We start from the raw sequence: 20,336 nt of genomic DNA, 5'->3' as shown, positions 1-20,336 counted from the left end.
GAGAGCACGAACGCGTGTTCCGAACCGCTCCGATTGCGACAGGTGACCGTCAGCGTTTGCAACGGCTTAGGTGGTCACCTCGCGCAAATCCTGCGCAACTTGCGCAGGATTTCACTGGTCAGAGACTATTCCCTATTCCCTCTCTGTTACTCCCCCTCTTCCTGCGCGAAGACCTTCAGGTTCGTGCTGTGGCCCGGGCTCACACGCGCCTTGGGATTGATGTGATGCACGGCGTTGTTGACGGCGATGGCGGCCTCGCCATACCCCGTCGCGATCAGCTCCAGCTTGCCGGGATAGTGGACGACGTCGCCAGCCGCGTAGACGCCGGGGATGTTCGTCTCCATCAGCTGCGACACCTTGATGGTGTTGCGCTGCAGCTCCAGCCCCCAGTTGCTGATGGGACCCAGGTCCGGCTTGAAGCCGAGGAGCGCAACCACCGCCTCGACGTCGAGCTTGTCTTCTTCCTTGGTTTCGCTGTTGATCAGCGTGACGTGGGCCACGCAGCCGCCGTCGCCGTGGATCTCCTTGACCTCGTACGGCGTGCGAATGGTCACGTCGCCGGCCGCGGCGGCTTCGCGCATCTCCAGCACCGTGCTCTTGTGCGCGCGGAACTCGTCGCGGCGGTGGATGAGCGTGACCTCGCGGGCGATGCCGCGCAGCCCCAGCACCCAGTCCACCGCCGAGTCGCCGCCGCCCACGATGAGCACGCGCTTGCCGCGGAAGTCTTCCGGCTGCCGCACGTGGGTGTGCACGCCGCCCGTTTCGCCGTAGTGCTCGTTCCAGCCCGGGCACTCCAGCACGCGCGGGTTCAGTGCGCCCTTCCCCGCCGTGATGCACACCGTCTTGGTCAGGAACTCGCCGCGCGGCGTGACCAGGCGAATGTGGCCGTCCTCGGGGATCAGCTGCTGCACCTCGGCCTCCAGCACCACCTCCGGACCGAACTGCGTCCCCTGCTCGATCATGTTCCTGGCCAGATCCTTGGCCAGGATGCGCGGCAGGCCGCCCACGTCGAAGATGTACTTTTCGGGATACAGGGCCATCAGCTGCCCGCCCAGCTGCGGCAGCGCGTCGACGATGCGGCAGCTGACGCCCCGCAGCCCCGCGTAGAAGGCGGCAAAGAGCCCCGTAGGCCCGCCGCCGATGATGGTGATGTCGGTGATGCCGTCGCTCACGCGCCCTGCTCCGTGGAATGGCGAAATCCTGCCCCCGCGCACCCGCGCGGCGGCGTTCATATACGGGCGCGGGTGGCGTGACGCAAGCGGGCGCCACCGCCGGACGCGGCGGATTCCGCCGCGCGCGTACTTGGAATTCGTACAAACGCGCACCCTCTCCCACGCGATCCGTGGGAGAGGGTGCGATCCTGAGCGAGGCCGTAACCGAAGCGTTGCGGACCTTAGCCGCAGTACCGCGTCTGGGGGCAGACGTTGGTGGTGCGCGGACAGGTCAGCACGTCTCCAGCACCGTGTGAGGGCAGGCGTAGCAGCCGTGGATTCCGGTGTCCGTGGTGGGGAGGGCCACCTGGTGGCCCTCCACGGTTCCGGCCCGCTTCCCTTCTCCGCCGGCCGGAAAGAACGAGTCCACGGCCAGCGCGTCCATGTCCATGCGGATCTTTCGCATCAGCGGCTTCTCCGGGCGAGGCGTGTACCGGCATTCGAGCACGATCGAGCCAGTCGCGTCCGTACGGGACGCGCGCCGCCTCCGCGGTTCAACATCCACGCCAGCCGCGACGCCCCGGGCGACCGCGGCGAGGGCGCCGCCGGGCGGGATTACGCCTCGGAAGGGCTCACGCCGCCTCGCGCCGCCCGGTGAGCGCGCGCAGCGTATTCAGCACCTGGCGCGGCGGGCAGGGCTTCGGCAGGTAGGCGGCGCACCCGGCGGCACGCGCCCGCCGCTCGTGCTCGCTATCCGGGGCGGAGCTGAGCACCACCACCGGGATGGACGCCGTGGCGGGGTCCTGCTTGAGCACCTCCAGCGCGCGTATGCCATCCACGCCGCGCAGCACCGGCCCCAGCGCGATGGCATCCAGATGGTGGGCGTGCGCCAGGCGGATGGCCTCCTCGCCCGTGGCCGCCTCCAGCACCGCGAACCCGTTGTGGCGCAGCAGCATGGCGCACACGGCCCGGCTTTCCTCGTGCGCGTCCGCTACCAGCACGGTGCCGGCCGCCGCGTCCGGCGCGGCGCGCACCGCGTCCCTCCGCACCACGCGAAGCGGCCGCGCGGGGTGCGCGCGTCCCGCGAGGAAGGCGGCCGGCCTGCGCTCCGGGGCAATCGTGATCGTCATCGCGGCTCCGTGTCGCTCGGGTTCAGGTACTTGTCGCCGCGCACCACCTGTACGTCCGTCACCCAGGCGATCACGGCGTAGTGCTCGAAGTAGGCGGCCGCCACGTGCGCCAGGATGCGGTCCGCCGTCCCCGCGCCCACCAGCGTTTCCACCTTCACGTTGTCCCCCTCCCAGTCGCTGGCCCGCACCCCCCGCGAGCCCTCGCCCCGCACCTCGCCCACGGTGAAGCCGGTGGCCCCCAGCGCCCGGATCTCGTTCAGCAGGCGCGCCTCCAGCACCGCCTCGGCGATGATCGTCACCTTCTTGAGCCCCACGGTAATCATCCTGCGCCTCCGGCGTGCAGCCACCGCGCGACGGCAAAGTAGACGGGAATTCCCACCGTCAGGTTGAACGGAAAGGTGATGGCCAGCGCGGCCGTGAGGTAGTAGCCCGGGTTGGCTTCCGGCAGGGCGATGCGCACGGCCGCCGGCGCCGCGATGTACGATGCGCTGGCCGCCATCACCCCCAGCACCGTGCTGCCGCCCAGCGACAGGCCCACCACGCTTCCCAGCCACACCCCCAGCACCCCGTGCAGCAGCGGCATCCCCACGCCGAACCCCAGCAGGAACGCGCCGGCCGTGCGCAGGTCGCGAAACCGCCGCGCGGCCACCATCCCCATCTCCAGCAGAAAGAGCACGAGCGCGCCCTGGAACGGCGCCACGAAGAACGGGGCCACCCGCTCCAGCCCCGCCGTCCCGCTCGCCGCGCCGATCACCAGGCCGCCCAGGAGGAGCAGGATGCTGCGCCCGGCCAGCACCTCGTGCAGCACCGTGCCCCAGCTCCCGCGGCCGGCGCCCCCGCGCATCCGGGCCAGCAGCAGCGCCACGATGATGGCGGGCACCTCCAGCATGGCCACCAGGGTGGGCAGAAAGCCCTCGTACCCGATCCGCGCCGCGTCCAGGAACGAGAGGGCGGCGATGAAGGTGACCACCGAAACCGAGCCGTAGTGCGCCGCGAGGGCCGCCGCGTCCGACACGCTCATCCGGCCCACGCGGCGCACGATGGCGTACGACCACAGGGGGACGGCGATCCCCAGCGCCAGCGTGGCCAGCGCCGGCCCGCCCAGCTCGCGCAGCGGCGTCTCGGAGAGCGCCGCACCGCCCTTGAGGCCGATGGCCAGCAAGAGGTAGATGGAGAGCGCCGTGTACAGCGGCTCGGGAAACTTCAGGTCGCTGCGCGCCAGCGTGGCCACGATCCCCAGCACGAAGGCAAGGATGATGGGCGACAGCAGGTTCAGCCGGACCAGTTCCAGCATGTCCATGGGCTAGGCCCGCTCCCGCGCCGCGCCGTGCTCTGCGTGCATCGTACTCGTTTCGTGGGTGAACGTGCGGCGGCCGGCCCGGGCGATCCGGGCCGGCCGGGTGAACGGTGGATCAGGCCACGTGCAGCCGGCGCAGCCCCGCCCGGGGGCGCGCGGCGGCCAGCGCCTGCAGCCGGGCCACGCGCTCTTCCGTGGGCGGGTGCGTGGCGAACCAGCGGAGCATCCGCCCGCCCTGCAGCGCCGCGAGCGGGTTGACCTGCGCCAGGGGCGCCGCCGCGGGCGAGACGGCCATGGGCACCCGGCGCGCGGCCGCCTCCAGCCGCTCCAGCGCCCCCGCCAGGGCCAGCGGGCGCCCGCAGATCTCCGCCCCCACGGCGTCGGCCTTGAACTCGCGCTGGCGCGAGATGGCGAACTGGATGAGCATGGCCGCGACCGGCGCCACCAGGGCCGTGGCGATCATGGCCGCGGGATGGGGCGCGTCCTCGTCCCCGCCGCCAAAGAGCAGGCCGAAGTTGGCCACGTTGGAGATGGCGCCGGCGATCGTGGCCGTGACCGTCTGCAGGAGCATGTCGCGGTTCTTGATGTGCGCCAGCTCGTGCGCGATCACGCCCTCCAGCTCGTCCAGCGACACCAGGTCCAGCAGCCCCTGGGTCACGCACACCACGGCGTGCCGGGGCCCGCGCCCCGTGGCGAACGCGTTGGGCTGCGCGTGCGGCGCCACAGCCAGCGTGGGCATGGGCAGGTCCGCGCGCAGCCGCAGCATGTCGGTCATGTCGTACAGCCAGGGCATCTCGTCCCGCCCGATCACGCGCGCGCCGTACATCCGCAGCACCAGCCGCGCGGAGCCAAAGTACATCGCCACGTTCATCACGGCCGCGAACGCCGCGGCCAGCACCATTCCCGTCGCGCCGCCGATCCACCCGCCGAGCGCCACGAACAGCCCGGTCAGGCCGGCCATCAACAGGAAGACTTTTGCGTTGCTCATGCGATTGTCTCCCGTATCCCTGGTCCCGCGGCCGGGCTTCTCCCCCGGCGCGCCGCGAAGGCCCCCTCCGCGGAGTGGATTCTGCGCGAGTCGCGGCCGTTCATCAAGCCCCGCCCCCTGCGCCTGAAACGCCGCTACGGCAGATCCGCCACGCCCGCACACTACATGCAAGCATCTGCTATTCCCGTACTTACGTCTACGCGCACGTTCTAACGTTATAATCTAAGATTATACGTTAATCACTGATATTTGCATTTGTCTGGTTGCTTGCTCTCGCGGGATCTTTGTCTGGGAGCGGCCGGCGGCGATGCCTGGCGGTGGACCGGCAGGCACCGATGCCGGATCTCGATCTCACGACCGACACACGGAGGGACGGATGAGCCGAAGGGTTACGTGGTGGCTGCTGGTGGGGCTGCTGGTGGTGTTCGACGTGGTCACCGTCGTCTTTCGCCTGCTGGAGCCGGCGGCGCAGGCGGTGCTGCTGGTGGCGAGCGCGATGCTGCTGGGCGGATGGGGCGTGCTGCGATGGCTGGACGCGCGGATGCACCGCGCCCATTCGCGCGCGGCCTTCGCCAGTCTCGCCTGGCCCCGCGAACGCCGGGCGCAGGGCTCCGCCGTGAACGAAGCATAATCCCGATGTATGGATCGGATTAACATCTATGCATTTGTGTGATCGACGCCGCGTGCTTACCGTTGATCCGGCCGCCACGGTGACGGGTGAGGCGGCGCTACCACGTGAACCTTTCGCCGAGGGGGGTGCCGATGGCGTGGAACCGCATCACCGGATGGAGCCAGCCGCGGCAGGCGCGCCGCGGCCACTGCGCGGCCCGGCCGCCTCCGCCGGGGCCCGGAAGCTGGAATGAACGATTAGCCCGCGCTGCGGGCACACGAACCTCCGCCCAACTGGCACGGCGTGACGCACGCGCGGCCGGCCACGGAGCCAGGCTCCATCGGCGGAAACAACAGGGCCCCCGGCGCTCCTTCGCCGGGGGCCCTGCTGTTTCCCCGCCCGCGGGGGACGGTCACTCCGCCGGAGCGGCGGTATCCGCGTCGGCCGGCTCCGGCGCGGGTTCGGGCGCGCGGGCGCGGGACCGCGTTCGTGGCCGGGTAAAGAGCGCCTCGCGCGCGATCTCGGAAAGGGCCACCACGGCCGGGTGCTTTAGCTTGCGTTCCACGGAGATGGCGTAGAAGCGCTCGCGGATCTCCTCCACCCGTCCCACCACCGCCACCCCGTACTGCCGCCGGATCTCCGCCTCGATGGCGGAGGGCGACGCGAACACCCCGATCCCCGCCTGCCCGAACGTCTTGAGGAGCGCACTGTCGCCCACCTCGGCCGCCACGCGCGGCTGCACCCCCGCCGTGGCGAACCACTCCACCAGCGACCGGCGCAGCGTCGTGCCCTCCGCCGGCAGCAGCATGGGCGCGTCGTGCAGCGACCCGGGAAAGCCGGGAGCGTACGCCTCCGCCAGCGCGGGCGTGGCAAAGAAGGTCACGCCGCACTCGCCCAGCAGGTGGTTGTAGGCACGGATGGGAGCCGTAGGGGGCAGCGGCGCGTCCGTCAGCACCAGGTCCACCTCCTTGATGGACAGGTCCGCGAACAGGCGCTCGGGACGGTCGTCCTGCAGCACCAGGTGCACGGGCGGGTCCATCCGCAGCGCCGGCGCCAGGATGCGGTAGGCCAGCAGCTTGGGGAACGCGTCCGTCACCCCCACCGTCAGCCGCATGGGCTTTCCCGTGGGGCGGCCGCGCAGCGTCTCCGACAGCTCGCGGCCCAGGGAAAAGATCTCGTCCGCGTACTGGAACGCCACGCGCCCCGCGTCCGTGAGCACCAGCCCCCGCCCGCTCTTGGCGAACAGCGGCTCCCCCAGCTGCCCCTCCAGCTTGTGCAGCTGGGTGCTGATGGCCGGCTGCGTCACGTGCAGCAGCTTGCACGCGCGCGTAATGCTCCCCTCGCGCGCGACCGTCCAGAAGTAGAAGAGGTGCCGGTAGTTGAGCGAGGACACGAGGGTTCGCGGGCGAAAGGGTGGACGACATGGGCGGGCCGGGCCGCCAATCCATTACCTGAAGTAATGCACGAGCCATGGATATATGCATTTGTGCTTCATTAGGCAAACCTTCCATACTTAAAGCGTCCGCCCACGGCACCGCCGGCGGGACGGGACGCGACCACTCCGAACCGGATACGAACGCATGCAGACGCATATCGCTTCCGCGCCCTCCGTGTCCCGCCGCAAGGCGCTGGGCCTGCTTTCGCTTTCCACCGCCGCGCTGGCCAGCGGGGGCCTGTCGGCGGCCCCGCTGCGCGCCGCGACCCCCGCCGACGCCGCGCTCCCGGCGATCCGCACGCCGCTGGACGCCATGGCCGAGCTCATCTCGGGGAACCGGCGCTTCATGGAGGGGCGGCCCGTGGGCCCGCACCGCACCATGGCCCGCGTGCAGGAGCTGGCGGCGGGACAGGCGCCGTTCGCGGCCGTGCTCTCGTGCGCCGACTCGCGCGTGCCGGTGGAGATCCTCTTCGACCAGGGCGTGGGCGACCTGTTCGTGTGCCGCGCGGCGGGCAACGTGGTTACCCCGGAGCTCATCGGCAGCCTGGAGTTCGGAACGGTGGTGCTGGGGGCGCGGGCGGTGGTGGTGCTGGGCCACACTGGATGCGGCGCGGTCAAGGCCACCATCGCCGGCGACCCCGTTCCCGGGCAGATCAGCACCCTCTACCGCCACATCCGCCCCGCGGTGGACCGGACCCCGTCGCGCGAGCTGGAAGAGGTGTCGCGCGAGAACGTGCGGGTGCAGGCCGACCTGCTGCGCACCTCGTCGCCCGTGATCGCGCAGCTGGTGCGCGAAGACAAGCTGATGGTGGTGGGCGCCGTGTACGACGTGGGCACCGGGCGCGTCACCCTGCTGGACGCCTGATTCGCCGATCTGCGGTTCGGGATACGGATACGGGCGCGGGGAGACGTTCTCCCCGCGCCCGCGCGTCGTTTCGGAGCTTCCCCGCCCCTCTCTGTGCCCCACCCTTGCCGCCCTGTCCCCGCTCCCCGTCCCATCCCAGGCGCGGGACCCGGCCACACCCGCTATATTCCCGCCCCGCGAATCCCGATCACCCGAGAGGAACCGAGTCTTGTCCGAGCCGCTGGTCTTCATCTACGCCGACGAATCGTGCCTGGGCAACCAGTTCAAGAACCGCGCACGCCCCGGAGGCGCCGCCGGCGTGGTTGAGTTCTGGCACCCCGAAAAGGGCTGGATCCGCCGCGACTTCTGGAGCTGCGAGGCGGACACCACCAACAACCGCATGGCCATCCGCAGCGCCCTGGTGCCGCTGGCGGCGCTCAAGCAGCCGTCGCGCGTCGTCTTCACCTCCGACAGCCGCTACCTGGTGGACGGGATGACGCAGTGGGTGCACGGCTGGGCCGCGCGCGGGTGGAAGCGCAAGGACGGCGAGGTGGAGAACGTGGAGATGTGGCGCGCCCTCATGCCCGTCGCCGCGCGGCACCAGCTGCACTGGCGCTGGGTAAAGGGCCACGCGGGCCATCCGCAGAACGAATACGCCAATCACCTCGCCATCCGCGCGGCCACCAAGCAGATCGACAGCGGCGGGCTGGTGGAGTCGAAGTTCGACGAGTGGATCGCCGAGGAGCAGGAGAAGGAGCGCTACCTGAACTTCTACGCCCTCCCCCCCGAGAACTTCAAGTTCAAGCCCGCCCGCAAGCTGCCCACGCGCTGAACGTTCGGCAGTGAAGGGCGGATGCACACCGTCCGCCCCTCCGCGCCGCTCCTCATCCCATCTTAATCGCGCGTTGCCCCCTCCGCGTCATATCCGCCGCACCACGCGCGTTGGATTGTCAGAGGCACGCGAAAACCCGCGGCGTGCATCCACCGCCATCGCAATCTTCCCCGGCGTCGGGCGGCCAGCAGCGGGAGTGGAGGCATAGATGACGATCGACGCACCGATGGTGAACGTGGCCGGCGGGTGGGTGGCGGACGGCTGATCCGGCCTCCCCTCCAGCCCCCGGATCATCAGACCGCCGTGCGCCCGAAGATGCGCTCGAACCAGCGGACGGCGGAGGCTTCTACCTCCGCCATCTGCACCGGCCGCCCCAGTTCCGCCGAGAGCGAGCCGACGTCGTGGTCGCGGATGCCGCAGGGGATGATGGTGCCGAAGAACGACAGGTCCGTGGTCACGTTCAGCGCAAAGCCGTGGCTGGTGATCCACCAGACGATACCCGCACGCCGATCGCCCCCTCCGCGTCAGAACCGCCCCACTCCGCGCGTTGCATTGTCAGAGGCACGCGCAAACCCGCGACGCGCACTCGCTGCCCCATGCACCCGAACCCGTTCGCGCCGGCGGACCCGATCGGTGCAGCCTGGCGGTCGAGCGCGGCGTGGAAGCCGGCTTCCGCGTCCTGTGCTGGCGGGCGCCCATGTACAAATTGATCTACCCATGCACCTCTTTCCCGCATCCCCCCTTCAGCCGGATCGCCCGCGATGAGAACTCTGCTTGCCACGCTCTCCCTGCTGCTGGCCACGAGCCCCGCCGCCGCGCAGGACACCCCGCCCCCCGATTCCGGCCGCGTCTACGATCTGACGGAGGTGGAGACGCAGCCGCAGCCTTTGAACGTGGCGGACCTGCGCGCCGCGCTGGATGCCGGGTTCCCGCCCGAGCGCCTGGCCCAGGGCGCGGGCGGGACGGTGAACGTCTCGTTCGTCGTCGGGGCGGACGGGGCGGTGCGGCAGGCCCGCGTCGTCTCTTCCACCGACGCCGCGTTCGACGCGCCGTCGCTGTCTGCGGTCGCCGTCCTGCGCCTGAGCCCCGCTACCGTGGGCGGCACCCCGGTCGCGACGCGGGTGGAGGTCCCGATCCAGTGGCAGGCCCCGGCGCCCGTTGCGCAGGCGGAGCACGCGGGCGAGGGCGTCGTGTCCCGGGTGGGGGTGACGGAGGAGGGGGAGCGGCTCTACACGATGAGCGAGGTGGTGGCGGAGGCCCGCACCTACGAGGCCAGCGAGGTGGACCACCGGCCGCAGCCCCGCAGCACCGCCGAGCTGCGCCACGGGCAGGTGCGGAACCATCCACCCGAGCTGCGCGCGCAGGCGGTCCACGCCACGGTCTGGGTGCGCTTTCGCGTCAACCCGGACGGGACCACGGACACGTTCACCGTCACCCGCAGCACCGACACGCGGTACAACGAGCCCAGCATCGAGGCGCTGCGCGACACACGGTTCATCCCCGGGAAGCTGGAGGGACAGACCGTGCCCGTCTGGATGGAGCTTACCATCCACTGGTAGGGCTCCGTACTTGAGCGCGGCGGATCAGTCCTGGACCGCCGCGCGCTCAAAGACGCGCTCGAACCAGCGGACGGCGCTGGCCTCCGCCTCCGCCATCGGCACGTTGCGGCCGAGCTCGGTGGAAAGCGAGCCCACGCCGTGGTCGCGGATGCCGCAGGGGATGATGGTGCCGAAGAACGACAGGTCCGTCGTCACGTTGAGCGCAAAGCCGTGGCTGGTGATCCACCCCGACGACACCCGCACGCCGATGGCCGCCAGCTTGCGGCCGTCCACCCACACCCCCGTCAGCCCCTCCTTGCGCCCGCCCCGCAGCCCGAAGTCGGACAGCACGCCGATCAGCGCCTCCTCGATGTCGCGCAGGTAGCGGTGCAGGTCCTGACGGTCCGGCTTCAGGTCGAAGATGGGATAGCCCACCAGCTGCCCCGGACCGTGGTACGTCACGTCCCCGCCGCGCCCCGTGTCGTACAGCTCGATGCCGCGCGCCGCCCGCTCCTCTGGCGACACCAGCACGTTCTCGTCGTGCGACCCGCTGCCCAGTGTGATGACGTGCGGATGCTCCAGCAGCAGCAGCGTGTCGGGGATCTCGCCCGCACGCCGCTGCTTCACCAGCTCCGCCTGCAGCGCCAGCGCGTCGCCGTACGATACCCGTCCCAGCCGCCGCACCTGCATGGTCCGGCGCTCCGTAGCCACCAGCGTTTCCGTGCTCATCCACCGCTCCTTCGTCGCTCGTCGCGTGCGTTGCCGCGGGATTATAACCCGCTGCGCCCCGCCCGTGCACCCATCCAATGAAAAACCGGGAGCCACCGCGCGGTGGCTCCCGGTTCCCGTTCACGCAATCCTCCCCACAATGGCGCCCGGCAGGTGATGGTAGGTGCGCGTGACGAACTGCGCCGGCCCGCATCGGTGATGCCGGCAATGGGCGTGCTTACGGGCAGCACCACGCTCGACGGGTGATCATGGGAGGATGAGGGGTGGAAAGACCGGAGGGATGCGTCCGGCAACCGGACGTTGTGAGGCGCGGCGGGATAGGCTCTGAACGGACGAGCTGCAAGTGTGAAAGCTTGCGAGCTGCCCATGGGTTACTACGACGCTGACAGCAGGGTCAGCCGAATTCCCGCTCCCTCAGGGAAGCGATGACTTCCTGAGGGAGCGCACACGTATAACCAGAAGCCACACAACCGCCTGCGCGCGACCGAAGGATCTCGTCCGCCTTCGCGAAGGACTGTCCTCCGGGCGCGGCAGCTGGCCCCTCGGTTCTGCTGGCGAGGTCCTTCGGTCGGCGCCAAAGTCCATCGTACCCGCAGGTTGCGGAGCGGCGCCTCCCTCAGGAAGTCAATTACGGGGCGAGGTTTAGCAACACCCTCTCAGGAAAAAGAACAGGCTTGACACATTACAATAATCGTAATTATCATAATCTAGATTATCACATTGTCAGAGGGGGCAAACGATGAGTGGAAGAACCTTCTTCGGAAGGGAGCAGGAGCTTCGGGCGCTGAACCGTGAGCTGGACCGGCCGCGGCCTTCCGTGGTCGTTCTCCTGGGGCGGCGGCGGGTCGGGAAGTCGCGCCTGCTGGTGGAGGCAACCCGCTCGCGCCCCACCATCTACTACCAGGCCACGCGGATCGCGGAATCCATGAGCCTGCAGCTGTTCAAGGCGGAGATCTCACGGGTCGTCGAGACGGACCCCGTGTTCGAGTCCCTGGGCGACTGGCTGGGTGTGTTCACCTTTCTGGAGCAGGTCGCCACGGACCGCATGCCGGGGCTCACGGTGGTTCTCGACGAGTTTCCGTACCTGTGCGACACGGACCCATCCCTGCCCTCCGTGCTGCAGAAGTTCTGCGACGGCGTCCGGGAACGCGGAACCGCGATGAACCTGGTGCTGTGCGGCTCCAAGATCTCGTTCATGGAGGAGCTGCTGGGCGAAAAGAACCCCCTGCACGGGCGGCAGACCCTGGCGCTCGACCTGCCTCCGCTGTCGTACCGGGACGCGGCGAAGTTCTTTCCCGAGTGGAGCGCGGACGAGCAGCTTCGGGCGTACGGAATCCTCGGCGGCATTCCCTACTACCTGAACCTGTGCGAGACCGAGTTCACGCTCAGCGAGAACATCCGGGAGCTGGTGCTTTCGACCGGCGCACCACTGGGCGACGAGCCCAACAACCTGCTGCAGTCCGAGCTACGCGACGTAACGCGCTACGCCACCATCCTGCGCTCCATCGCCGATGGCTGCACGGACTCGGGCTCCATCATCGGGCGGGTCCGCGAGCTGAAAGACTCCAGCGCGCTGGCGCCGTACGTACAGAAGCTCGCGGAGCTCCGGCTCATCCGGATCGTCCGGTCGCTGGACGCCGCCGAGCGGGAGCGGGACAGGCGCTACTACCTGGACGACCCGTTCCTCGCGTTCTGGTACCGGTTCTATCTGCCGAACCTGTCTCCGCTGTCCTCGGGCCACTCGGAGGAGGTCTGGCGGCATACCATCGAGCCGCGCCTGGACGACTACATGGGAGGGATGTTCGAGTGGATCTGCCGTGACTACGCCCGCCGGTACGTCAACGAGGTGCTTCCGACGGCGGCACAGGAAGTGGGACAGGTATGGGCCGCGGACTTCGACATCGACGTGGCGGGACGGCTGCTGAACGGAGCGGCGTTCGCGGGCGAGTGCAAATGGTGGAACGGGCCGGTTGGCCTGAACGTGCTGGAGCACCTGCGCGAAACCGCCACCCGCACCCCCTACGAGCGCGGGGCGGATGAACGATACTTCCTGCTGTTCTCCCGCTCCGGCTTTACGCCCGAGCTGAAACGGAAGGTGAAGCGCGACTCGACCGTCCGCCTGATCGGCCCGGCGGAACTGCTCCAGCCGCGCGCTCGCTGACGAGAGCCCGCTCCACGGCGCGCAAAACCGAACCGGGAGGCCGCGCATCCGCGGCCTCCCGGTTCGTCATCATCCCCCCAACCCGAAGCTTACGCCTCGTCGGGGAAGTTCTCCATCAGCTGCTTGATGCGGGCCAGGAACTGGTCGCCGTCCGCGCCGTTGACCAGGCGGTGGTCGTAGCCCAGCGAGATGAAGCCGCGCTTGCGCGGGACGACCGCGTGGTTGCCGAACTCGTCGCTCACAACCGCCGCGCGCATCTCCACGCCGCCCACGCCCAGGATGGCCACCTGCGGCTGGCTGATGATCGGAAAGCCGATCGTCGTGCCGAAGATCCCCGGGTTGGTGATGGTGAAGGTACCGCCCTGGATCTCCTCGGGCTTGAGCTGCTTGCTGCGCGCCCGCCCGGCGATGTCGTTGAGCCGCTTGGCCAGCCCCACCAGCGACAGCTCGTCCGCGTTGCGGATCACGGGAACGATGAGACCGTGGTCCAGCGCCACCGCGATGCCCAGGTTGACCTCGGCGCGGTAGATGATCTCGTGGTTGCTGTAGCTGGCGTTGATCTTGGGAAACTCGCGCAGCGCCCGCGCCACCGACCACGCGATGAAGTGCGTGTAGGTGACCTTTACGCCCTGCTGCTCCCACAGCTTCTTGTTCTTGCCGCGAATGCGGTCCAGCCGCGTGTAGTCCACCTCGAAGTACGAGTGCACGTGCGGGCTGATGCGCCGCGACTGCACCATGTTGTTCGCGATGATCTGCGTCATGCGGCTGGCCGGCTCCACGCGGTCGTTGGGACCGGCGGAAACCGTGGGATGCTGCGGCGTCCCGTAGAACTGGTCCCACGGGAAGTCGCCCTCGAACGCCTGCTTCGCGGGCGCGGCGGGACGCGGGGCCGGCGGCGTGGCGGCCGCGGCAGGCTGCGCCGCGGGGGCCGACTTGCCCTGTTCCACGTACTTGAGGATGTCGTCCTTGGTGACGCGGCCATTGCGCCCCGTGCCCGGCACCTGGTGCACCGCCACGTTGTGCTCCGCCGCGATCTTGCGCACCAGCGGCGTGCTCTTGGTCCGCAGCCGCTCCTCCAGCGTGTGCGGCCCGTCGCCCAGCGGCGCGCCGGCGGCGGAGGCGGATGCCGGGGCCGCGGGAGTGCCCGCGCCAACGGTCTCCGCCGGTGCCGCGGCGGCCCGCGTGGTGACGGGCGGGTCTTCCGGCACCTGGATGTGGTCGTTGGCGCCCGTGTCCACCGTGGGGGCGGACGGGGCGGCGGCCGCGGCGGCGCCGGCTTCGGTCTCGATGTAGGCGACGATGGTGCCCACCTCCACCGTCTGCCCCTCGCTCACCACCACCTCGGCCAGCACGCCGGCCACGGGCGAGGGGATCTCCGCGTCCACCTTGTCGGTGGAGATCTCCATGATGGGCTCGTCGCGCTCCACCCGCTCGCCCACCTTCTTGAGCCACACGGACACGGTGCCCTCGGCGATGGACTCGCCCATCTGGGGCATCGGGACTTCTATACGGGCCATGGTCTTGGTCCTGTGATTGGGCTGGCTGCTGTTGCGTGCTGCCTGCTCTGTCTCTCCGCCTCGAGGGAATAGGGAATAGGGAATAGCCTGCGAAAACCGGGACGAGGCCCGGAGTTCACGACGCCCCTGCAGTTGCCCGCTATTCCCTATTCCCTATTCCCTATTCCCTATTCCCTATTCCCTATTCCCTGTTCCCTATTCCCTATTCCCTAGTATTTCGCCAGGTGCCGGATCGCCTTCACCACGTCGTCCACCTGCGGCAGGAAGTAGTCTTCCAGCGGCGGGCTGTACGGCACGGGGGCGTCGGCGGCGGCCACGCGCAGCACGGGCGCGTCGAGCCACTCCCACGCCTTTTCGTTCACCCGCATGGCGATCTCGCCCGCGATGCCGCCGGTGCGCGTGTCCTCGTGCACCACCAGCAGGCGGTTGGTCTTCTTGACCGACTCCACGATGGCGTCCTCGTCCAGCGGCAGCAGCGTGCGCAGGTCGATCACCTCCACCGACAGCCCGTCCTCCTTCTGCACCAGCTCGGCCGCCTCGGCGCACTTGTGCACCATGGCCGCGTAGGTGACGATCGTGAGGTCCGTGCCCTCGCGGTGCGTGCGCGCCTTGCCCAGCGGGACGACGTAGTCCTCCTGGGGCAGCGTCTCGCGCAGCTGCGGCCGGCGGTACAGCCACTTGTGTTCGAAGAAGAGCACCGGGTTGTCGTCGCGGATCGCCGCCTTGATGAGCCCCTTGGCGTCGTACGCCGTGGACGGGTAGACGATCTTGAGCCCCGGCGTGTGGAAGAACGCCATCTCGGGGTTCTGGCTGTGGAACGGCCCGCCGCGCACGCCGCCGCCGCTGGGGCCGCGGATCACCATCGGCACGCCGCCGCTGCCGCGGTAGCGGCTGGTGGCGATGTAGTTGGTGATCATGTCGTACGCGCAGGAGATGAAGTCGATGAACTGCATCTCCACGATGGGGCGCATGCCCATGTGGGCCGCGCCCGCCGCCGCGCCGGTAAAGCCGATCTCGCTGATGGGCGTGTCCACGACGCGCGAGCCGCCGAAGCGGTCCAGGAAGCCGTCCGTCATCTTGAACGCGCCGCCGTACGCGCCGATGTCCTCGCCCATCACGAAGACGCGCTCGTCGCGCTCCATCTCTTCCCACATCCCCTCGCGGATGGCCTCCAGAAGGGTGACGGGCTTGCCCTGCTCGGTCAGCCGCACGTGCTCCGGCTTTTCAATCACGGTCGCCATGATGGTTCGGCTGGTCAGGCTCGGGTGGGGTCGGGCGGGGTGTGTCGCGTCCACGGCGCGTTCACCGGGCCGTCCCCGTATACGTCGGTCAGCGCCTCTTCCGGCGCGGGAAGCTCGCTCTGCTCGGCCTCGGCCACCGCCGCGTCCAGCTCGCGGTCGATGCCGGCGCCGATGGCGGTCAGCTCGTCGGCCGTGGCCCAGCCGTTGTCCAGCAGCGCCTTTACGTATCGGTCGATGGGGTCGTTGGTCGCCGCCCAGTGCTCGATCTCGGCCGGGTCCACGTAGGTCTGCGCGTCGTGCTGCGCGTGGCCCTTGCGGCGGTACGTCATCACCTCGATCAGCGTGGGCCCCTCGCCGGCGCGGGCCCGCTCCACCGCCCGCTTCGACGCGCCGTAGACGGCCAGCATGTCGTTGCCGTCCACCTGCTCGCCCGCCATCCCGTACCCCGGCGCCTTCTCCACGAACGACTTCGCCGCCGTCATCAAGCGGCTGGGGGTGGAATAGGCCCACTGGTTGTTCTCGACGATGACCACCAGCGGCAGCTTCTGCACGGCGGCGAAGTTCACGCCCTCGTGAAACGCGCCCGTGCTGGTGGCGCCGTCGCCGATGTACACCATCCCCACCCGGTCCTGGCCGCGCTGCTTGAAGGTCAGCGCCACGCCGGCCATCACGGGGATCAGGTCGCCCAGCGGGCTGATCTGGCCGATGAAGCCGCGGTCCAGGTCGGTGATGTGGATGTTGAGCTCCTTGCCGCGCGCCAGCGAGTCGCCCTTGGCCATGTACTGGCGCACCACCTCCACCGGCTTTGCCCCCACGGTCAGCATCGACCCCAGGTTGCGGATGAGCGGCGAGAGCATGTCGCCCGTTCCGTCGTCGCGGCGGCGCAGGGCAAAGGCGCTGGCGACGGACTCGCCCTCCTGCCCCAGCGAGCGGAACAGCCCGCCGATCACCTTGCTCTGCTTGAACAGCACCTCGAGCTTTTCTTCGAGGCTGCGGGTAAGCCGCACCAGCCGGTACATCTCCAGGAGCTGCTCGCGCGAGAGCCCGTGGGGGATGGTGCTGGTGGAGCGGGTCCTGGTCTTGTTCGCCATGTCGGTGGAGCGCGTCTGCCTGCACGGGCGCGGGCGCGAAAAGCGGCCCGGCCGGAAGCGGGACAACTTGGGCCGGCAGGTGCGGGGAGTCAAGCAATGAAGGGGTGAAGGGGTGAAGGGGTGAGCGGGTGAGCGGGTGAGCGGGTGAAGGGCGGCGGATCGTTGCAGGGGCGGCCGTGTACATCGCGGCCGGCAGATTCGCGCGTGATCCTTCCCCACCCGCACCGCCGCACCTTCATGAACCGCCTCTTGATCCTCCCCGTACTGGCCGTGCTCCACCTCCCGGCCGCGTGCGACGGCGCGCGGCGGACAACGGACCCGGCAAAAACCATCCACGCCAGGGCCGGCAAGCCGTTCCGGATCACCCTTCGGAGCGGAAGCGCCATGGGACAACGATGGTTGCGGGTGGACTCCGCGGCAGCCGGCTCCCTGGTGCTGGTCGACTCCGGGTCCATCCCGCCGCGCAGGATCACGATCGGTGGGAGCGGGCACCTGTACTGGACGTTTCGGAGCTCTCGCCCTGGCGAGGCGACGGTTTCCATGATGCGCGTCCTCTTCTCGGACACCACGAGAGGCACCGACACCACCCGCTTCCGCGTCGTCATCCGATAGCAGCCACGGAGTCGCCGCCTCGACGGCCGGACGCCGGCACCTGGACCGCTCCGTCGACCCGTGTGACCATCCTCACGGTCTGATCGCACAAAACCGGCGGCGCCCCGCGAGATCCGCGGGGCGCCGCCGTCCGTCATCCTCCTGAAATCCGAGGAGCCTACTCCTCCTCCGCCTTTGCCGTCTCGCGCTTGGGCGCCTCGGCGTCGCTGGTGCCGCGGCGCTCGTTGCGCTCGTTGCGGCCGCGCTCGCGGTTGGCCGCGGAGGCCGCGGCGGGGGGCACCAGGCGGCGGTTGGGGGTGTCCCACTGGCCGTCGGTGCCGCTGCGGCCCGCGCGCCAGCGCTCGCCCAGCGTGGGCTGCGGATCGAACGGATGGCCGTACTTCTTGTCGAGGTAGAAGTTGGCGACCTTGGCCGCCAGCGGGGCCGCCGCGTCGCCGTGCAGCCCGTGCTCCACGATCACCGCGATCACGATGTCGGGGCTGCCGCCGGGCCGCCCGGCAAAGCCCACGAACCAGCCGTGGTCGGGGCCCTGCGGGTTCTGCGCCGTCCCCGTCTTTCCGTACAGCTTGTAGCGCGCCAGGCTGCTCTGCAGCGCCGTGCCGTCGGGCTCGGTCACCAGCCGCAGCCCCTCCCACAGCGCCTCCAGCCCCTTGGCGTCCAGCCCCAGGTCGATCCCCGGCGCCGCGTTGCGGGTGCTGTCGGTGACCACCAGGTGCGGCGGCGGCGCGGTGCCGTTGCCGGCGATGGCGCTGTACACGTACGCCATGCGCAGCGGCGTCTGGTCGTTGGGGCCTTGGCCAATGGCAAGGCTCATCACGTCCGAGGGCACCGCCGCGTTGCCGAAGTACTCCTGGTACCAGGCCAGGCTCTTGGGGAACGTCCCCCGCAGCTCGCCCGGCAGGTCAATCCCCGTGCGCTCGGTAAAGCCCAGCCGCGCCCCCGCCCGCGACAGCTCCTGCAGCCCGATGCGGATGCCCAGCTGGTAGAAGTACACGTTGCACGAGTTCTCGATGGCCTGCGCCAGGTCAACCGAGCCGTGCCCCGCGCGGTACCAGCAGCGCGAGTAGCGCCCCGCGTACGCCATGCCGCCCGTGCAGCTGATGGGCATGCGCGTGCTCTGGTTCACGATTCCCCGCTGCACGCCGATGGCCGCCGTCACCGTCTTGAAGGTGGAGGCCGGCGGATACCGCGCCGTGATGGTGCGGTTGAGCAGCGGCTTGTCGGCGTCGGTGTTCAGCGCGCCCCACAGCCGGGGCGGAATGCGCCCCACGAACGCGTTGGGGTCGTAGCTGGGATGGCTGTACAGCGTCAGGATCTCGCCCGTGGAGGGCACCATCGCCACCACGGCGCCCTTCATCGTGTCGGGGAAGATGGAGGCCGTGTACTGCTGCAGCTTCAGGTCGAGCGTAAGCTCGATGGGCTGCCCCGGCACCGGCGCGCGGGCGCCCACGGTGGCGCGGGGGTCCACCACGCGTCCCTTGGCGTCCACCTCGACGAAGCGCGCGCCGTCGCGGCCGGCCAGGGTGAGCTCGTACTGCTTCTCGATCCCCGCCTGCCCGATGAGCCGCCCCTGCTTGTAGTCGGCCTGGCGGTACTCGGGAAGCTCCAGCTGCTCCTTCGTGATCTCGGTCACGTACCCCGACAGGTGGCCGATGGCCTCGCCGGCGGGATAGAAGCGCTGCGGCCGCTCCACCACCATCAGGTTGGGGAAGGCGGCGCGCCGCTCCTCGATGGCCGCGGCCTGCGAGAAGGTGGCGCGGTTCGTCACCTCGAGCAGGTCGTGCGGGCGCCGGTTGCGGCGCTCCATCAGGTCCTGCAGGTCTTCGCCGGCAAGGCCAAGGAACGGCGCCAGGTCGTTGATGGTGTTGAGCACCAGGGCGCTGTCGCCCGGCAGGACGGCGATGGAGTACGAGGTGATGCTGGTGGCCACCACCTCGCCGTCGCGGTCCAGGATGGTGCCGCGGGGCGCCGGGATGGGAATGCCGCGCAGGCGGTTTTCCTCCGAGCGCTCCGCGTACGCCTTGCCCGTCATCACCTGCGTGTGAAAGAACGCGGTAAGGAGCACGGCGATGATGAACGTGACGGCGAACACGGCGCCGTTGGAGCGCCGCTGCCGCGTGTCAGGCTGAAAAAGCCTCATGGCCTCTACGTATGCTGCTGAAATTCACCTCGGTGGCCGGGGCTCCGGCCAGGGTTGCGGAACAGCAAGTCCCGCGCCCGGGGCGGCACCCGGCGATCCTCATCCATCCCCTTCCCAACCCTCACCGCGAACGAAGGTTCCCGCCCGCTCCGCCCGCCGCGTTCGGAAGATCACCAGCGCCCGCATCCGGTCCACCAGGTCCAGCGCGGCATCCACGGACGCGGGCAGAGGGGGGACGGGATGGCCGTCGTCCAGCTCCAGGTGCCCCGGGGGATACGACCGCGCCGCCCACGCCAGGGTCGCACGCTCGTCCGCGGAAAGCGGCCAGCGCGGATGGCGCTCGATGAAGCGGCGGACGGCGTCCCCGCGGCGCGGGCGGGTCTCACCGGCCAGCAGGAGCGCGGCGGTGCACAGCCGCACCACGTCGTCGCGCAGGCGGCGCATCCACCCCTCGTCCCCGGCGGCCAGGGCGCGGGCCACCTCCGCGCCTCCCTCGTCCACCCGGTCGACGAGCCGCGCCGCGCAGAACGCCGCGTCCGCGGGGGCAAAGACGGCGCGCGGCGGATCCACGTCGGGCCACAGGGGGACGGCGTCGTCCAGCGCGTCCACCAGCATGGGCGTGCGGCGGCCGGGCTCCAGGTCCTGCCGCGACACCGACCACACGCCGACCGGCACCCCCGTCCGCCGCGCCACTTCGTCCGCGATCGTCTCCGCGTGCGAGGCTTGGGGCTCGCGGTCCGGCGTCAGGCGGCGAAAGACCAGCAGCACGTCGACGTCGCTGTCCGGCCGCGCCTGCCGCCGCGCCTTGCTGCCAAAGAGCAGCGCGCACTCCAGCCGGCCCGCGACGCGCAGCCGCACCTGGCGCACGATCTCCATCGCCGCGGCCTGCTCGCGCGCGTCCAGGCACGCGTCCACCGTCACTCCGCCGCGCGTTTCCGCCGCACCCGGTGCATCCTCCATCCGCCGCATCCCTGTCGTAATTGATCTCTCCTGATCCCGTGGGCAAGGGATGTTCCCCCG

At 69.9% G+C, this 20,336-nt stretch carries 20 protein-coding genes; 6 read left to right on the top strand and 14 right to left on the bottom strand.

Translation table 11 applies throughout. The annotated features are described in order from the left end of the window. Positions 1 to 146: 146 nt before the first annotated feature. The 6 genes from VGC13_RS26085 to VGC13_RS26060 form a co-directional block, all read right to left on the bottom strand. Positions 147 to 1,172 carry an NAD(P)/FAD-dependent oxidoreductase gene (locus VGC13_RS26085; RefSeq protein ID WP_331128252.1) on the bottom strand — a complete coding sequence of 342 codons (1,026 nt, stop codon included), beginning with the start codon at positions 1,170 to 1,172 and terminating at the stop codon, positions 147 to 149. A 271-nt stretch (positions 1,173 to 1,443) separates the two neighbouring features. Further along, positions 1,444 to 1,617 carry a hypothetical protein gene (locus VGC13_RS26080; protein WP_331128251.1) on the bottom strand — a complete coding sequence of 58 codons (174 nt, stop codon included), beginning with the start codon at positions 1,615 to 1,617 and terminating at the stop codon, positions 1,444 to 1,446. 166 nt (positions 1,618 to 1,783) lie between these two features. Next, a complete protein-coding gene (locus VGC13_RS26075) occupies positions 1,784 to 2,281 on the bottom strand; it encodes a response regulator (protein WP_331128250.1) in 498 nt (165 codons plus the stop codon). Continuing rightward, positions 2,278 to 2,604 (bottom strand): P-II family nitrogen regulator, encoded by a 327-nt coding sequence (locus VGC13_RS26070; RefSeq protein WP_331128249.1) that lies wholly within the window; start codon positions 2,602 to 2,604, stop codon positions 2,278 to 2,280. Before VGC13_RS26070 ends, VGC13_RS26075 begins: the two co-directional genes overlap by 4 nt. Beyond that, positions 2,601 to 3,581, bottom strand: coding sequence for a sodium-dependent bicarbonate transport family permease (locus VGC13_RS26065; RefSeq protein WP_331128248.1), 981 nt, complete (start codon positions 3,579 to 3,581; stop codon positions 2,601 to 2,603). The genes VGC13_RS26070 and VGC13_RS26065 overlap by 4 nt, the downstream gene beginning before the upstream one ends. Positions 3,582 to 3,693: 112 nt before the next feature. Beyond that, a complete protein-coding gene (locus tag VGC13_RS26060) occupies positions 3,694 to 4,566 on the bottom strand; it encodes a zinc metalloprotease HtpX (protein ID WP_331128247.1) in 873 nt (290 codons plus the stop codon). 376 nt (positions 4,567 to 4,942) lie between these two features. Here VGC13_RS26060 and VGC13_RS26055 point away from each other — a divergent pair, with 376 nt between their 5' ends. Further along, on the top strand, positions 4,943 to 5,197 hold the full coding sequence (locus VGC13_RS26055) for a hypothetical protein (RefSeq protein WP_331128246.1): 255 nt from the start codon (positions 4,943 to 4,945) through the stop codon (positions 5,195 to 5,197). Between the two features lie 391 nt (positions 5,198 to 5,588). Here the strand turns inward: VGC13_RS26055 and VGC13_RS26050 are convergent, their stop codons facing one another. Further along, positions 5,589 to 6,569, bottom strand: coding sequence for a LysR family transcriptional regulator (locus VGC13_RS26050; RefSeq protein WP_331128245.1), 981 nt, complete (start codon positions 6,567 to 6,569; stop codon positions 5,589 to 5,591). A gap of 187 nt (positions 6,570 to 6,756) precedes the next feature. On the opposite strand from VGC13_RS26050, the gene VGC13_RS26045 reads away from it, so the two are divergent. Beyond that, the gene (locus VGC13_RS26045) at positions 6,757 to 7,476 is read left to right on the top strand and encodes a carbonic anhydrase (protein WP_331128244.1); all 720 of its coding nucleotides are present in this window, start codon (positions 6,757 to 6,759) and stop codon (positions 7,474 to 7,476) included. Positions 7,477 to 7,684: 208 nt separating this feature from the next. Next, a complete protein-coding gene (locus VGC13_RS26040) occupies positions 7,685 to 8,287 on the top strand; it encodes a ribonuclease H (protein WP_331128243.1) in 603 nt (200 codons plus the stop codon). 293 nt (positions 8,288 to 8,580) lie between these two features. Here VGC13_RS26040 and VGC13_RS26035 read toward each other — a convergent pair whose 3' ends face one another. Next, complete coding sequence (locus tag VGC13_RS26035) at positions 8,581 to 8,745, bottom strand: hypothetical protein (protein WP_331128242.1); 165 nt, start codon at positions 8,743 to 8,745, stop codon at positions 8,581 to 8,583. A gap of 303 nt (positions 8,746 to 9,048) precedes the next feature. Between VGC13_RS26035 and VGC13_RS26030 the strand changes: the two genes are divergently transcribed. Further along, on the top strand, positions 9,049 to 9,846 hold the full coding sequence (locus VGC13_RS26030; RefSeq protein WP_331128241.1) for a TonB family protein: 798 nt from the start codon (positions 9,049 to 9,051) through the stop codon (positions 9,844 to 9,846). Between the two features lie 24 nt (positions 9,847 to 9,870). Here the strand turns inward: VGC13_RS26030 and lipB are convergent, their stop codons facing one another. Then, positions 9,871 to 10,554, bottom strand: a complete 684-nt coding sequence (gene lipB, locus VGC13_RS26025) for a lipoyl(octanoyl) transferase LipB (RefSeq protein WP_331128240.1) — start codon at positions 10,552 to 10,554, stop codon at positions 9,871 to 9,873. 739 nt (positions 10,555 to 11,293) lie between these two features. Here lipB and VGC13_RS26020 point away from each other — a divergent pair. Beyond that, positions 11,294 to 12,715, top strand: coding sequence for an ATP-binding protein (locus VGC13_RS26020; RefSeq protein ID WP_331128239.1), 1,422 nt, complete (start codon positions 11,294 to 11,296; stop codon positions 12,713 to 12,715). Between the two features lie 89 nt (positions 12,716 to 12,804). On the opposite strand, the gene VGC13_RS26015 is transcribed toward VGC13_RS26020, so the two are convergent. From VGC13_RS26015 to VGC13_RS26005, 3 genes are all read right to left on the bottom strand, one after another. Continuing rightward, entirely contained in the window at positions 12,805 to 14,232 is a 1,428-nt protein-coding gene (locus VGC13_RS26015; RefSeq protein ID WP_331128238.1) for a dihydrolipoamide acetyltransferase family protein, read from the bottom strand. Positions 14,233 to 14,441: 209 nt separating this feature from the next. Further along, entirely contained in the window at positions 14,442 to 15,473 is a 1,032-nt protein-coding gene (locus VGC13_RS26010; protein ID WP_331128237.1) for an alpha-ketoacid dehydrogenase subunit beta, read from the bottom strand. A gap of 14 nt (positions 15,474 to 15,487) precedes the next feature. Further along, positions 15,488 to 16,564 (bottom strand): thiamine pyrophosphate-dependent dehydrogenase E1 component subunit alpha, encoded by a 1,077-nt coding sequence (locus VGC13_RS26005; protein ID WP_331128236.1) that lies wholly within the window; start codon positions 16,562 to 16,564, stop codon positions 15,488 to 15,490. Between the two features lie 204 nt (positions 16,565 to 16,768). Here VGC13_RS26005 and VGC13_RS26000 point away from each other — a divergent pair, with 204 nt between their 5' ends. After that, on the top strand, positions 16,769 to 17,176 hold the full coding sequence (locus tag VGC13_RS26000; protein ID WP_331128235.1) for a protease inhibitor I42 family protein: 408 nt from the start codon (positions 16,769 to 16,771) through the stop codon (positions 17,174 to 17,176). Between the two features lie 157 nt (positions 17,177 to 17,333). On the opposite strand, the gene mrdA is transcribed toward VGC13_RS26000, so the two are convergent. Beyond that, positions 17,334 to 19,316 (bottom strand): penicillin-binding protein 2, encoded by a 1,983-nt coding sequence (mrdA, locus tag VGC13_RS25995; protein ID WP_331128234.1) that lies wholly within the window; start codon positions 19,314 to 19,316, stop codon positions 17,334 to 17,336. A gap of 99 nt (positions 19,317 to 19,415) precedes the next feature. Continuing rightward, positions 19,416 to 20,276, bottom strand: a complete 861-nt coding sequence (locus VGC13_RS25990) for a nucleotidyltransferase domain-containing protein (protein WP_331128233.1) — start codon at positions 20,274 to 20,276, stop codon at positions 19,416 to 19,418. Positions 20,277 to 20,336 lie beyond the last annotated feature (60 nt).

Source organism: Longimicrobium sp., assembly GCF_036399255.1.
Lineage (GTDB): Bacteria > Gemmatimonadota > Gemmatimonadetes > Longimicrobiales > Longimicrobiaceae > Longimicrobium.
This window is presented reverse-complemented; position numbering and strand designations above follow the sequence as displayed.

What these genes read in the sequence shown, in the direction of transcription:
- VGC13_RS26060 (WP_331128247.1), bottom strand. Translation starts at nt 4,566, where the DNA reads ATGAGCAACGCAAAAGTCTTCCTGTTGATGGCCGGCCTGACCGGGCTG.
- VGC13_RS26005 (WP_331128236.1), bottom strand. Translation starts at nt 16,564, where the DNA reads ATGGCGAACAAGACCAGGACCCGCTCCACCAGCACCATCCCCCACGGG.
- VGC13_RS26055 (WP_331128246.1), top strand. Translation starts at nt 4,943, where the DNA reads ATGAGCCGAAGGGTTACGTGGTGGCTGCTGGTGGGGCTGCTGGTGGTG.
- VGC13_RS26080 (WP_331128251.1), bottom strand. Translation starts at nt 1,617, where the DNA reads ATGCGAAAGATCCGCATGGACATGGACGCGCTGGCCGTGGACTCGTTC.
- VGC13_RS26010 (WP_331128237.1), bottom strand. Translation starts at nt 15,473, where the DNA reads ATGGCGACCGTGATTGAAAAGCCGGAGCACGTGCGGCTGACCGAGCAG.
- VGC13_RS26020 (WP_331128239.1), top strand. Translation starts at nt 11,294, where the DNA reads ATGAGTGGAAGAACCTTCTTCGGAAGGGAGCAGGAGCTTCGGGCGCTG.
- VGC13_RS26045 (WP_331128244.1), top strand. Translation starts at nt 6,757, where the DNA reads ATGCAGACGCATATCGCTTCCGCGCCCTCCGTGTCCCGCCGCAAGGCG.
- VGC13_RS26070 (WP_331128249.1), bottom strand. Translation starts at nt 2,604, where the DNA reads ATGATTACCGTGGGGCTCAAGAAGGTGACGATCATCGCCGAGGCGGTG.
- mrdA (WP_331128234.1), bottom strand. Translation starts at nt 19,316, where the DNA reads ATGAGGCTTTTTCAGCCTGACACGCGGCAGCGGCGCTCCAACGGCGCC.
- VGC13_RS26065 (WP_331128248.1), bottom strand. Translation starts at nt 3,581, where the DNA reads ATGGACATGCTGGAACTGGTCCGGCTGAACCTGCTGTCGCCCATCATC.
- VGC13_RS26075 (WP_331128250.1), bottom strand. Translation starts at nt 2,281, where the DNA reads ATGACGATCACGATTGCCCCGGAGCGCAGGCCGGCCGCCTTCCTCGCG.
- VGC13_RS26030 (WP_331128241.1), top strand. Translation starts at nt 9,049, where the DNA reads ATGAGAACTCTGCTTGCCACGCTCTCCCTGCTGCTGGCCACGAGCCCC.
- VGC13_RS26015 (WP_331128238.1), bottom strand. Translation starts at nt 14,232, where the DNA reads ATGGCCCGTATAGAAGTCCCGATGCCCCAGATGGGCGAGTCCATCGCC.
- VGC13_RS25990 (WP_331128233.1), bottom strand. Translation starts at nt 20,276, where the DNA reads ATGGAGGATGCACCGGGTGCGGCGGAAACGCGCGGCGGAGTGACGGTG.
- lipB (WP_331128240.1), bottom strand. Translation starts at nt 10,554, where the DNA reads ATGAGCACGGAAACGCTGGTGGCTACGGAGCGCCGGACCATGCAGGTG.